This window comes from Streptomyces sp. NPDC002386 (genome assembly GCF_053593175.1).
In genome coordinates, this window is record NZ_JBSFBX010000005.1 from 9,661 (window position 1) to 22,629 (window position 12,969).

General features: G+C 74.3%; 11 protein-coding genes and 1 pseudogene. 8 read left to right on the top strand and 4 right to left on the bottom strand.

Going from position 1 to position 12,969, the window contains the following annotated elements:
- A pseudogene (locus ACWCPN_RS12010) lies at positions 1–1,204 on the bottom strand (hypothetical protein); the annotation flags it as partial.
- Positions 1,205–1,664: 460 nt separating this feature from the next.
- Between ACWCPN_RS12010 and ACWCPN_RS12015 the strand changes: the two are divergent.
- Positions 1,665–3,701: a DUF1996 domain-containing protein gene (locus tag ACWCPN_RS12015; protein ID WP_451204558.1), complete on the top strand. Its 2,037-nt coding sequence runs from the start codon at positions 1,665–1,667 to the stop codon at positions 3,699–3,701.
- A gap of 134 nt (positions 3,702–3,835) precedes the next feature.
- Positions 3,836–4,468, top strand: coding sequence for a GNAT family N-acetyltransferase (locus tag ACWCPN_RS12020; RefSeq protein WP_451204560.1), 633 nt, complete (start codon positions 3,836–3,838; stop codon positions 4,466–4,468).
- A gap of 26 nt (positions 4,469–4,494) precedes the next feature.
- Here ACWCPN_RS12020 and ACWCPN_RS12025 read toward each other — a convergent pair whose 3' ends face one another.
- Positions 4,495–5,196, bottom strand: coding sequence for a lipoprotein (locus ACWCPN_RS12025; protein ID WP_451204562.1), 702 nt, complete (start codon positions 5,194–5,196; stop codon positions 4,495–4,497).
- 228 nt (positions 5,197–5,424) lie between these two features.
- Here ACWCPN_RS12025 and ACWCPN_RS12030 point away from each other — a divergent pair, with 228 nt between their 5' ends.
- Positions 5,425–6,726 (top strand): lipase family protein, encoded by a 1,302-nt coding sequence (locus ACWCPN_RS12030; protein ID WP_451204564.1) that lies wholly within the window; start codon positions 5,425–5,427, stop codon positions 6,724–6,726.
- Positions 6,727–6,741: 15 nt separating this feature from the next.
- On the opposite strand, the gene ACWCPN_RS12035 is transcribed toward ACWCPN_RS12030, so the two are convergent.
- Positions 6,742–7,383 (bottom strand): class I SAM-dependent methyltransferase, encoded by a 642-nt coding sequence (locus tag ACWCPN_RS12035; protein ID WP_451204566.1) that lies wholly within the window; start codon positions 7,381–7,383, stop codon positions 6,742–6,744.
- A gap of 123 nt (positions 7,384–7,506) precedes the next feature.
- Here ACWCPN_RS12035 and ACWCPN_RS12040 point away from each other — a divergent pair, with 123 nt between their 5' ends.
- The 5 genes from ACWCPN_RS12040 to ACWCPN_RS12060 all read left to right on the top strand — a co-directional run bounded on the left by ACWCPN_RS12040 (position 7,507) and on the right by ACWCPN_RS12060 (position 11,620).
- The gene (locus ACWCPN_RS12040; protein ID WP_451204568.1) at positions 7,507–7,965 is read left to right on the top strand and encodes a flavodoxin family protein; all 459 of its coding nucleotides are present in this window, start codon (positions 7,507–7,509) and stop codon (positions 7,963–7,965) included.
- 210 nt (positions 7,966–8,175) lie between these two features.
- Complete coding sequence (locus ACWCPN_RS12045; protein ID WP_451204570.1) at positions 8,176–10,311, top strand: acetoacetate decarboxylase family protein; 2,136 nt, start codon at positions 8,176–8,178, stop codon at positions 10,309–10,311.
- 34 nt (positions 10,312–10,345) lie between these two features.
- Positions 10,346–10,684 carry a hypothetical protein gene (locus ACWCPN_RS12050; protein WP_451204572.1) on the top strand — a complete coding sequence of 113 codons (339 nt, stop codon included), beginning with the start codon at positions 10,346–10,348 and terminating at the stop codon, positions 10,682–10,684.
- Positions 10,681–10,980, top strand: coding sequence for an acylphosphatase (locus ACWCPN_RS12055; protein WP_365129330.1), 300 nt, complete (start codon positions 10,681–10,683; stop codon positions 10,978–10,980). Before ACWCPN_RS12050 ends, ACWCPN_RS12055 begins: the two co-directional genes overlap by 4 nt.
- Before the next feature lie 142 nt (positions 10,981–11,122).
- Complete coding sequence (locus ACWCPN_RS12060) at positions 11,123–11,620, top strand: hypothetical protein (protein ID WP_365129328.1); 498 nt, start codon at positions 11,123–11,125, stop codon at positions 11,618–11,620.
- 132 nt (positions 11,621–11,752) lie between these two features.
- Here the strand turns inward: ACWCPN_RS12060 and ACWCPN_RS12065 are convergent, their stop codons facing one another.
- Positions 11,753–12,742 (bottom strand): aldo/keto reductase, encoded by a 990-nt coding sequence (locus ACWCPN_RS12065; RefSeq protein ID WP_451204574.1) that lies wholly within the window; start codon positions 12,740–12,742, stop codon positions 11,753–11,755.
- Positions 12,743–12,969 lie beyond the last annotated feature (227 nt).

A 12,969-nucleotide genomic window follows, 5' to 3' on the forward strand; every position in this document is an offset into this window, starting at 1 on the left:
CCGGGAAAGCGCCGGTGTCCGTGCCGGCGTCGCCCAGGGGGTGCGTGAAGGAGCCGGTGCCGACGGTGTCGGTGACGGCGAACCCCGGGAAAGCGCCGGTGTCCGTGCCGGCGTCGCCCAGGGGGTGCGTGAAGGAGCCGGTGCCGACGGTGTCGGTGACGGCGAACCCCGGGAAAGCGCCCGTGTCCGTGCCGGCGTCGCCGAGAGGCCGCATGAAGGAGCCCGTGCCGCCGAGGGGGTCGGCGAGGTCATGGGTCGCTGCCGGGGCGGGCGCGCCTGCCGTGGCCGTCGTACCGGGTGCCGTCCACGCGGGCTGCTCCCACTCGGCGGTGAGGGGCTGCGACGTCGTCGCGGGGGCCGTGAGCCGGGCGGCATGCCGGGCCAGCAGGTCGCGGGCCGCGGTCAGTCTGCGGCGGTGGCCCGCCTTGGACTCGGCGGGGGAGGGGCGCCGGGAGGCGGGGCCGGGGGCGGATGGGTCCCTCGGTATCGGCGCCGGGGCGGTCCGCGGCACGGGAAGGGTGCCGACGGGCAGCACGGCCGTCCCCGCCGGGCCTGGGAGACTCGTCTCCGAGGCGCCGGGGCGAGCCGGTTCCGCCGTGCCCCAGCCGCTCGCCTCGATGGGTATCGGAGCGGACAACTCGTCCTGCTTCGGCGTAAGTTCGGCGGGGCGGGCGACCGCGAGCCCGGCCGGACCCGCGACCGCGAGTTCCGCGGGACGAGCGGCCGGGAGTTCCGGACGGCCCCCCGGCGCGCCGGACGGGGCGGCCTCCAGAGCGGCCCGGGGACGGCCGTCCGGTGCCGCCGAGGGCCCGCCCGTCAGCTCGGCCACCGCGCGATCGGAGGCCCGGCCGGCGGAGCCGGGAGCGAGTTCGGGCAGCGCGACGCTGAACGCGTCCCGGTCCCCGCCGTTCGCGCGGTTCCACGACCGCGCCGGGCCGACCGGGGTTTCGGGCAGGCGGTCGGCCGGCAGCACGGCCGCAACCGTCGGGCCACGCATGGCGCGCGCCCCGTCGAACCACTGCCGGGCCACCGCGTCGAGGTCCGCGTCCGCACGCGGCCCGGACCTCTTGGACAGCGCGACCCCGCGGTTCCTCCCGGCCGCCGACATGGCCCGGGTGGCGTTGTAGTTCCCCGTCGCGTTCTCGGCCTGTTCGTAGAGGAAGTCGATCCGCTGCCGAACCTCGTCGCGGCCCTCCGGCACCATGGAAGACGTGCTCCTTCCTTGCCCCGCGGGGCAGTTGGGCCGATCCCGGGGTCGGTCGAGCCCCGGCCCCGGACGCCACGGCGAGTTCGTCGGCGCGGTCCGGCGGCCTGGCGGTCAACCTAGCCAACTTGTGTGCTCGGTGTGAAGGTTGCAGGGCGGAATGTCCGATACGTATTTGTGATGTTCGCGGTGCTGTCCGAGTGGGAAAGCTCTTCGGTCTTTTCATGGCCCTGCCACCCGCCTCGCGTTGCCGTACGCTGCCGCCGCCGGTGTGACCACGGTTTCCTGTGAGATCCCGGTGAATCACCGATTCGGCTGAACGCCGCGGGCCCGCCCTGCGTATGGGACGCGGGAACTCCATGCCCGACCGACCGCTCCACACAAGGGGACCACCGTGGTAAGCAACAGGCGCAGACGCCCGACCGGCGCACGACGCGCGACCTTCGCAGCAGTCGCCCTGATGCTGGGCGGAGGTGGCCTCGTCGCCGCGAACGTCTACGCCTCGGCCACGGAGGGCGGTTGGGGCGGCGGCTCCGGCCAGGACGCCACCGGACAGGTCAGGTCCGCCGGTATGGCCACGATCGACTGCCCGGACGTGGGGAGCCGTCTGACCTCGGTCCCGGACGACGCCCGCGCCGACGTCGACCGTGAACTCGCCGACCTGGACCAGCAGACGGCTGCCGCCTACCGGCAACTCCAGGCGTCCGCCCAGGAGATCCGCCAGGACCCGAACGCCGCCGACGGCGCCATCATGGACCCGCTGAAGGAGAAGCGGACGGCGACGATCGAGCGCATCGCGGTCGCCATCGACCGGGTCGGGGACCGGCCGGAGGGGCTGGAGTCCCTGGCGGCCTGCACTCTGCGCCCCGGCCAGGACGGCGCGGACGGCGGCGCGGACGGCACCGGCCAGGCCACCGCCTCGCCGAGCGGCGCCGGACAGCAGGGCGGCGGCCAGGGGCAGAACGGGGCCGGACAGGCGGGCACCGGCCAGGGCGGCAACGGGCCCGTCGCCTCGGACTACACGGACATCACCGCAGTGCAGCCCAACGCGCCGAAGCCGCCCCAGGGGGACGGCGCCTCGCGCGGCACCTTCACCACCGAGTGCGGCGTCAACGCGAACGGCCTGTTCAACTCCGACAACGTCATCGTGGCCCCCGGCGTCTCCAACGGCGCCCACCACTTCCACGACTACGTCGGCAACCAGTCCAACACCGCGTTCGCCAGCGACGACGACCTGGCCAAGGCCGACACGAGCTGCGTGGACAAGGGTGACAGGTCGACGTACTACTGGCCGGTGGTGCGCCTGCAGAACGGCAAGCAGGAGCGGGACGCCGGTGCGCCCGGCGGCGGCACCGAAGGCAACGCGGGTCAGATCGTCACGCCGAAGGACGTCACGCTGACCTTCGTCGGCAGCCCCCAGGGCAAGGTGACCGCCATGCCGCGCCTGCTGCGCATCATCACCGGTGACGCCAAGGCCTTCGTCAACGGCCCCACGAACGCCAACGCCTCCTGGAGCTGCACCGGATTCGAGGACCGGCAGCTCAAGGACAAGTACCCGCTGTGTCCGTCCGGCAGTGACGTGGTGCGTACCTTCCGCTTCCAGAGCTGCTGGGACGGCCGCAACATCGACAGCGCCAACCACCGTACGCACGTGGCGTTCGCGGCGCCCGACGGCGCGTGCCCCGCGGGCTTCCAGGCGATCCCGCAACTGGTGCAGCGCATCGTCTACGACGTCAAGGCGCCGAGCCTGAACGACGGCGGGCGCACGGTACCGCTGTTCGCGGTGGACTCCTTCCCGGAGCAGCTGCACAAGCCGGTCACCGACCACGGCGACTTCATCAACGTCTTCGACGAGGGCCTGATGCGCGAGATGGTCGACTGCATCAACTCCGGCCGCACCTGCGGTGCGGGCGGCGACGACTCCGGTGCCACCGCGGCCCCGAGCGGGAGCCCCGGCGACGGCGCGTCGGACGCCCCCGGCGACGGTGCGACGGACGCCCCCGGCGGCGGGGCCTCGGGCGATCCCGGCACGGGTGCCACGGCCACGGCCGAACCGAGTTCCTCCGCCCCGGCCGAGGAGCCCAGGACCGACGCGACGACCGAACCGGCGAACACCACCAAGCACGGCAAGCCGGCCAAGGACGGCAAGCGGACCGAGCCCGCCGCTGACGGCAACCGCACCGAGGCGGCCGAGGACGGCGGGAAGACCGAGGGCGACACGGTGACGTCGGACGGTTCGGACGGCAAGGGAGAGGTCGGCCGGGCCACCCGGACGGCGCCCGCGCCGGCGGCCGACGGCGGCAGCGGCACCCAGACCCCGGCCGCCCAGGCCGCGGACGCGCAGTCCCAGGCACCGGTCGCCCAGACGGAACCGCAGGCCGCCGGACAGGGCGGACTCGCCGAGACCGGGGCCGACCTGTGGCCCGCGGGCATCGGGATCCTGCTGGCGCTGGCGGGCCTGTTCATGCTGATCAAGGGCAAGCGCATGACCCACTGACCATCCCGCCCGGTCCCCGGCCCGGGCCCGGTCCACGAACGGCGGCCCACCCCCTGCGGGTGCGGCCGCCGTTGCGCCGTCCGGACCGGGCGCACATCCTGTGGGAGCGCTCCCATGGGCGTGAGGATGTCCCCATGCCGACCGATGCCCCCAGCCCCTTCGTCCGTCCCTATCGCCCCGCCGACCGTGACGCGGTCGGCGACGTCTGCGTCCGCACCGCCCACAACGGCGGCGATTCCCGGGAGCTGTATCCCGACCTTCGCCTCATGCCGGCGATCTTCGCCGAGCCCTACTGCCACTTCGACCCGGACCTCGCCTTCGTCCTGGACGACGGCAAGGGCCGGGCCGAGGGCTATGTGATCGGCACGGCGGACACCGAGCGTTTCGTCGAGGACTTCCGGCGGACCTGGATCCCCCGTCTGATCGACCGCTACCCGGCCCCGGCGGCACCTCCGTGTACGCCGGGTGAGGAGATGATCGGTCTCCTGCACCGTCCCGAGCGCATGCTGGTCCCCGAACTCGCCGCCTATCCGGCCCACCTGCACATCGACCTGCTGCCCGCGCGGCAGCGCCGCGGACACGGCCGTCAGTTGATGGGCGCGCTGCTCGACGCCCTCCACCAGAAGGGTGTTCCGGCCGTCCACCTCGGCATGGTCACCGCCAACACGGCCGCCCGCGCCTTCTACGACCGTCTCGGCTTCCACGAGATCCCGGTTCGCGACCCGGGCCCGCTCACCTATCTGGGCCGGGTCACGGCGAACGGCTGAACCGGGCCGCCGGCCGAACCCGGCCGTCAGTGGACGCGCAGGGTCCGCTTGGCGAGTTCGTAGGCGGGCCGCATCTCCTCGTGCTCCTCGGTGTCCATGCCGCCGAGGTGCAGCACGACCGGTCCGTCGGGCGTGCCGACCGCGAGCGCGGTCTCCTTCTTGGTCTCGTCGAGGAGCTTGCTCGTGTAGAGGTACTCGACCTCCACGCCGGCCACCCCGCCGGACGTCCTGAAGGAGTGGTACTTCTCCTCGCTGACGCCGTCCTCGGCCGCCACGAACTCCCGCAGCGCGCCGCGCGCGCCGGGGCCGCCGGGCCTGCCGGTCCACACGCGCAGGAAGCCGATGTTGCCCGCGGGCTTGGCGTCGATCTCGCAGGCGGTGGTGACCGGTCCCTGGCGCAGGAAGGCGTCGGCGAGGTCGCCCGACAGGCCGCCGCCCGAGTCCTTCGACGTCTTCGACAGCTCCGCCTCGGCGTCGATACCCTTCGCCTTCCAGTGCTTGGCCATGTCGAAGCTGACGGGAAGTTCGCAGGCCGAACCGGCGGCGCCGATCGTCCCTCCGCTCGCCGCCGTTCGGGCCGCCGCCGCCGCCGTCGCCGTCGAAGCCGGCCGGCCCTCGCCGCCCGTGCCGGACGACCCGGCGCACCCGCTCGACACCGCCGCGAGAAGAGCCGTCCCGGCCGCCAGGCCCACTGCTCCGCCGCGCACAATCCCCACCTTGACCTGCACCGTCTTCTCCCCAATGGTCCGGCCGGACACTGTATCCGAGAGGTCGGCGGCACCGCGGGGCATATCCGCGCGGGACGCTTGCTGACGGTGCGTCTCATTGCCCAACCGTGACCTACCGCGGGCTACCGCGAGTAACTTACTCAAAAGTAAGGTCCGTGCCACCCACTTCGGTACCCCCTGCCCCACCACTCGGGAGGTCCGCCATGCCCGCACACACCCGTACTCCCGGTGCTCGCCGTCGCCGTCGCCGCCTGCCTGGGCGCACAGACCGCCGCCGCACTCCCCGCCACGGCCTCGGAGACCGTCGTGTCCCGGGGCGTCACCATCCCCGCCTTCTACGATCCGCCCGCCACCCTGCCCGCCGCCGACGGCTCCCTGGTCCGCAGCGAGCACCTCCCGCTCGCCCTGAGTCTGCCCGGCCTCGACAGCCCCCTGCCGGGCCGGGCCACCCGCCTGATGTACAAGTCGACCGACTCGACCGGGAGTCCGGTCGCCGTGACCGGCGCCTACATCGAGCCGGCCGCCGCCTGGAGACACGGCGGGCCGCGCCCTCTCGTCGCCGTCGCGCCCGGCACCATGGGGCAGGGTGACCAGTGCGCCGCATCACTCGGCCTGGAACACCCGCTCAGCCTCAACGGCCGGACCGTGTCGGTCGGTTACGAGGACCTGGCGATCTACCGGATGCTCGCCAGGGGCGTCGCCGTCGTCGTCACCGACTACGCGGGTCTGGGCACCATCGACCGGCTGCACACCTACGTCAACCGCCTCGACGGCGGGCACGCCGTGCTGGACGCCGTACGCGCCGCCCGGAACCTGGCGGGTACGTCCGTGACGGCCGCCTCGCCCGTCGGGCTGTACGGCTACAGCCAGGGCGGCGGCGCCACGGCCGCCGCCGCCGAACTCCAGCCCGCCTACGCCCCCGACATCACCCTCGCCGGCACCTACTCGGGCGCGCCGCCCGCCGATCTGACCGCCGTCACCAGGGCCATCGACGGCAGCGACCTGGCCGGTGCCCTCGGCTGGGCGGTCAACGGCTTCCTGCAGGCCGACCCGGCCCTGCGGCCGATCGCCGACAAGCGTCTCAACGCGGCGGGCAAGGCCGCACTGGCCGACCTGTCGACGATGTGCGTCGGGGACGCGCTCCTCTCCTACAACTCCGCCCACAGCACCGCCTGGACGGCGGACGGCTCCTCCATCAGCGACGTCATCGGGGCGGAGCCGGCCCTGCGGGACTTCCTCGACCGGCAGCGCATTGGCCGGACGAAGCCGACGGGCCCGGTCAGGGTGGCGACCGGCGTCAACGACGACCTCGTCCCGCACGCGCAGGCCCGCGCGCTCGCCGCCGACTGGTGCCGCGAGGGCGCCGACGTCACCTATGTGCCGGTCATGGTGCCGCCGTTGGGCCGCTCCCTGATCAACCACTTCACCCCGCTGATCGCCGACCAGGGCGACGCCATCGACTGGCTGGCCGACCGCCTCGCCGGCAAGCCCGCCGGCTCCGCCTGCCGGGCGTTGCCCGTCCAGCCCTGACCGCGGCCGGCGCCCTCAGCCGGAGGCGTGCCGGCAGTGCAGGAACAGGTGCGGCTCGGGGACGGCGCCGGGATGGGCCGGGGCGAACACGGCGTGCTCCTCCGCCAGGACCGTCAGACCCGCCCCGGTCACCAGCGCCGTGAAGTCACCGGCCGCGAAGCTGGTCACCCGTACCGGCTGCCCCATGAACTGCCCCTCGACGGCCTCCAGGTCGAGGGGCACGGTGGCCAGCACGGCGTACCCGCCCGGCCGCAGTGCCCGCGCCAGCCGGGCCACCACGGCCGACTGCTCGGCGCGGGACATCTGCAGCAGTGAGAAGTACACGCACACCGCGTCGAACGAGGCCTCTTCGAGGGGCAGTTCGCGGATGTCGCCGAGGCGGAAGACGGCGCCGGGGACCTGCCGGGAGGCGACGTCGACCATGACGGGGGAGACATCGACGCCGAGCACCTCGTGCCCCGCGTCGCTGAGCGTCCCCGCGGTCGGCCGCCCCGTACCGCTGCCCACGTCCAGCACCCTGCTGCCCGGCTCCAGCCGTTCCAGCAGCCACCGCAGGGAGTCGCGGTGCGCCTCGGAGGCGGCGAACGCCTTCTCGTAGTCGAGACCCAGCGCGTCGAACAGGACCGCTGCCGGCGCCCGGTGATCGTCCTCGGCCAAGACGGCCCCTTCCGTCGTCCCCTGCGGGTGCCCGGCATCGTCGCACTCCCGGCGTGTGCCCCACAACGCCGCGCGCCGGGCGCGGTTTGCGGGGCACGGCACCCACAGGGCAGGGTTCGGGACGTGCCCACCCTGCTGATCGTGCATCACACCCCCTCACCCCACTGCCAGGCGCTGTTCGAGGCCGTCGTCTCCGGCGCGACCACACCGGAGATCGAGGGCGTGCGCGTCGTGCGCCGGGCCGCGCTGTCCGCGACCGCCACCGACGTCCTCCAGGCCGACGGCTACCTCCTCGGCACCCCGGCCAACCTCGGCTACATGTCGGGCGCCCTGAAGCATTTCTTCGACCAGATCTACTACCCGTGCCTGGACGAGACCCGGGGCCGGCCCTTCGGCTACTACGTGCACGGCGGCAACGACGTCACGGGCGCCGTCCGCGCCGTCGAGTCCGTCACCACCGGCCTCGGCTGGCGCCGTACGGCCGACGCGGTGACCGTCACCGGCGCACCCGGCAAGGCCGACGTCGAGGCCTGCTGGGAACTGGGTGCCACGCTCGCCGCCGGGCTCATGGACGACGCCTGAACGACGCCGCCGCACCGGCGTGGCCGCCCCGCCCGCCGATGGGCCGTTCGGGTGCCCGACCGACCGGGCCGAATTCCGTTCCGCCTGGTCAGGACGGGGCCGCCCGGCAGGTGGAGGTGCGGGCGCGATGTCCCTCGCCCACGATGGGACCGCGGCCGGCCTTCGCGGATCCGGTCGCGCACGCACGTCATCGAGCCGAGGGAGCGTCGGATGCGAGCGGACGGCCACGCTCCCGGACAGCCGGACGGGCAGGACGCCGGGGAACTCCTCCGCCGGTGCGCACAGGACGTCCTGGACGTCGCCGAGGGCATCCGCGCGGTCTCCGCGCGGACCGGCGCCGCGCTGCTCGACCCGGGGCTCACCGGCTCCGCACCCCGCCGGCCCCGCACCGCCCTCGCCGCCCGCTGGGCGCTGCTGCGCGCCCTGACCGGCGGGCAGGGCCTCGGCAGCCCGGCGGTCACGCCCCCCAGGGGTCCGGCCCGGCTGCCCGGCCGTGCGGGCCTGCCCGCGTGGGTGGCGGTCACCGCGCTGCGGCTGAGGGCCGCCGCCGTGCTGGCCGGTCACCCCGGGTTCGCCCGGGACCCAGGCATGCGACGGCTGACGGACGCCCTCGCGCCCGGCCGCGACCCCGCCGCCGTACGCGCCCTGCGCGCCCTCTTCCAGGACCCGGGAGCGCAGCGCGCCCTGTCCGGCCTCACCCCCCTGATGGCCGAACTCAGCGCCGTACGCGAGCTCCTGGAGGGGAGAGCACAGGGTGACAGGCCCGGCTGGGCGCTCGTACCCGGACCGCCGGACGGGCAGCCGTCCGCCCGTCACGTCCCCCCGCCCGGGGCCCGGGACGGGGGTGAGGCCGCCGCCGACGCCGTCGGCCTCACCGACCAGGAGCGACAGGCCATCGCCACCGAGGGGTCCTTCCTCGGCTTCCTGCGCAACATCAGGGCACTGTCCACCGACGGGCGGATCCTGGTGCAGAACGTGCGCGGGCCCGACGGCGTCGGCCGCTACGTGGTCCAGGTCCCCGGCACCTCACCCGGCCGGCCCCGCGACGACGGCCCCCGTGACTTCGCCGACGCCTGGCACGACCTCTTCGCGACCGACTCCCCCTCCACCCGCTCGATCCGGCTCGCTCTCGCGGAGTACGGCATGCCGCGCGGCGCCGACCTCGCCCTGATCGGGCACGGCGAGGGCGGCACCGCGCTGCTGAACCTCGCCCGGGACCCGGAATTCTGCCGGACCTACCGGGTCACCCACGTCATAACCGTCGGCTCCCCGGCGGCCGGCCGCCGGACCGCCGACCCGCGCACCTGGGTCGCCGCCATCACCGACCAGCACGACATGGTGCCCGACCCCGGCGGCCCGGACGCCGGCCCCGACCCGGACCCGCACCCCAACCGGTACGTGCTGCACTACCCCGGCCCCGCCGGCCCGGACGCGGTGCGCCGCACGGTGCGCGACTACATCGAGCATCTTCGGTCCGTCGTCCCGCAGGCCCGCGAGATCGTCGACGACGCGCTCACGCCCTACCGGGGTCCGGTCGTGCGCACCCGGGCCTACCGGATCCGCGACCGTGCCCACCCGCCCGAGGGGCACCCCTTCCTCACCCTGCCGACCGCGTCCGTCCCCACCGCGACCGGCGCGGTGGACGTGCCGGTGCGCTACTACGACTCCTCCGCCGTCCACCTGTGCTACCTCGTCGACGCCGGCGCGGCGCACGCGCTGCTGCCCGCCGGGACCCGGACGGTGCCGGGCAGGCCGGGCGGCCGGGCGCTGGCGGTGCTGTCGCTGTACGAGCACCGCTGCTCCACCATCGGCCCCTACACGGAGGTCGCCCTGTCGGTGCCGGTGGCCGACCTGTGGCGGCCGCGCCCCTACGACGTCGCCGCCGATCTGCTGCGCCGCGCCGACCTGCGCCGTACCGGCCGGCACGTCCTCTCGCTCGCCGTCAGCAGCGAGGAGGCGCGGTCCGTCGCCCGGGAGATCTGGGGCCAGCCCGCCACCCTCGGCTCGGCCGTGGCCGACCTGATGGGCCGCCATTTACGGTTCGCCACCATGGAGACCGGCCTCGTCGTGGCGGGCCGCCTCGGTCCCGGCGTCCGCTGCCCGGAGGCGGACTGGGTGCTGTACGGCCGGCGCGACGAGAGTACGGTCCGCACCCTGGTCCGCGCGCACGGTGCGCCACGGCTGCACTCCGGCGCCCGGGTGCGGCTGCGTCTGGACACCGCGGCGGCCGAACCCATGGCCGGACAGCTGCGCCGGCTCGGCATCGACGCGGCCCGGCCCCTCTTCGTGCTGCACAACCCGCGGTTCACGGCACACCGCAGCGCCGGCGCCGTCCTTCCGCGCTGAACCGAACGCACCGATCGACGAGTTGGGAGCTTTCGTGACCGAGCTGCTGTCCCGCACCGTGCCGTCGCCCGCCGGCCTCCTCGACCGGGCGATCGCCCTGCGCACCGACGCCGACCTGCTGGACGGGTACGCCCGGCGACTGCTCGCCACCGCCGCGGCACTGACCGGTACCGCGGCACCGGAGGGGAGCCGCGACGCCCTCGAACGCCAGGCGGCCGCGTGCCGCGCGTCGGCCCGGCGGCTGCGCACCGCCGCCGGGGCGCTGCTCGCCCACCGGCGCCCCAGCGGGACCGTTCGGGACGGAGCACCGGCCCGCACCGGCCGGGACGTGACCTGGACGGGGCCGGGCGAGGACGGGGGCGCCCGGGGATGACGGTCCGGCAGCACGTGCGCGTCAGCGGCCGCGTCCAGGGGGTCTTCTACCGGGACACCTGCCGCCGGCTCGCGCAGGAGCGGGGCGTGGCTGGGTGGGTGCGCAACCTGCACGACGGAGACGTGGAGGCCGTGTTCGAGGGGCCGCCGGACGACGTCGCCCACCTCGCGCGCTGGGCGGCGCAGGGCCCGCCGGCGGCCACCGTGACGCGCTGCACGGGCGCCGCCGAGGACCCCGAAGGACTGTCCGGCTTCCGCGTACTGCCCGACGCCGCGCCCGGCGACCGGTCCGACTGAAGGGCGGGCCGGCGGGAAAGAAGGGGAAAGAGACGGAAAAGAGAGGCGGGGGAGAGGGAACCGGCGGAAGGTAATCGGGGTCTTACGGTCCGTCGGCGTCCGGGATCGGCCCGGTCGCGAATAAAACGGGGGAATGAGAAAGATGCCCGTCCGCAGTCGCAGGACTCTTCTGACCGCCGTCACCGTCACGGCCGGCCTCACCCTGGCCGCCGTCACGCCCGCCCTCGCCGGTACCGGCGCGGACCACGCCCGCCCCGGCGCCGTGACCTCGGCCCACGGCGACCCGCGCGACGCCACCCAGCGCGTGGCCGACTTCTACGGCGCGTACATCGACTCCGTCTGGGCCGCCGACGACCCGGCGGCCGCCGCCAACGCCAAGGCGCTGCGCGCCTTCTACCTGTCCGCCGCCGCCCAGAAGAAGGCCGGCGCCTACGAGAAGAAGAACCACGCCGACGGCATCCTCTTCGCGCAGAACGTGCCGGTGAGGTGGAAGGTCGCCTACACCGGCTCCGGCATGGGCCACTCCACCAGCAGGGTCACGCTGACCTGGAGCGACGGCGGCAACGCCCAGGTCACCAGGATCGACGTCCAGTCCGACCTGAAGACCCTGAAGATCACCGGTCTGAAGCCGGCGGACTGACCCCGTGAGCGGGCCCGCGGTCCCGCCCCGCCCCACCCGGGGCGGGGCCGCGCGGTCGTCGGCGCCGGCCCGGGGCCGAGCCGTATCGGCCCGGGTGCCCCGCGCGGCGTACCAGCGGCCGACGGGACCGCCCTAGCGGTTGACCGACCGCATCCCGGCCTCGTCGTAGCGCTCGCCCGACGCCTGCGGCAGCTCGGCGTCGATGCGGGCGAGGTCCTCCTTGGTCAGCTCGATGTCCGCCGCGGCCGCGTTCTGCTCCAGATAGGTACGGCGCTTGGTGCCCGGGATCGGGACCAGGTCCTCGCCCTGCGCCAGTACCCAGGCGATCGCGAGCTGGGCCGGGGTCACGTCCTTCTCCGCGGCGATCTCCTTGACCTTCGCCGCCAGCCGCTGGTTCGCCTCGATGTGGGCGTCGGTGAAACGGGGGCTGCTGCGGCGCCAGTCGTTCTCGTCCAGCTCGTCCGGGGAGGAGAAGCGGCCGGCGAGGAAACCGCGGCCGAGCGGCGAGTACGGCACGAAGCCGATGCCGAGCTCCCGGCAGGCCGGCAGCACCTCGGCCTCCACGTCCCTGCTCCACAGCGAGTACTCGCTCTGCACGGCGGTGACGGGGTGCACGGCGTTCGCCCGCCGGATGGTCTCCGCGCTCGCCTCGCTCAGCCCGATGTACCGGACCTTGCCCTCGGCGACCAGTTCTCCGAGGGCACCCACCGTCTCCTCGATCGGCACCTGGGGATCGACCCGGTGCTGGTAGTACAGGTCGATGTGGTCCGTGCCGAGGCGCTCCAGCGAGCCGTGCACCGAGCTGCGCACATGCTCGGCGGAGCCGTCCTGCCGGCCCACCGTGCTGATGTCGCCCGGCACCGCGTCGTCCATCCGGTAGTTGAACTTCGTGGCGATCACGTACTCGTCCCGGTGCCCCCTGATCGCCTCGCCGACCAGTGACTCGTTGGTCAGCGGCCCGTACATCTGTGCGGTGTCGAGGAAGTCGATGCCCAGTTCGAGGGCGCGGCGGATGGTCGCGATGCCCTCGTCCTGGTCGGCGGTGCCGTAGAAGGCGGACATTCCCATGCAGCCGAGGCCGATGGCCGATACCTGGAGATCCCGCAGACTGCGCTGTCGCATGTGCTGTCCCAGCCTTTCCGTGCCCACTCGATCGTGATGCGTCTCCGTACGCCCGGGGGCCCTCGTCCATCCAAAGACGGATCCGGCCGCCCGGCATCCCGTGCGGCGGACCCGGCGGCGCGGGCCCGGTGTCACGAGACGCCGGTGACGCTACGAGCTGGAGCGCGCTCGAAGTCAACCCGGCCCCGAGGGACCCGGGCCGGAGGTCCGCAAGCGTCAATGTGACG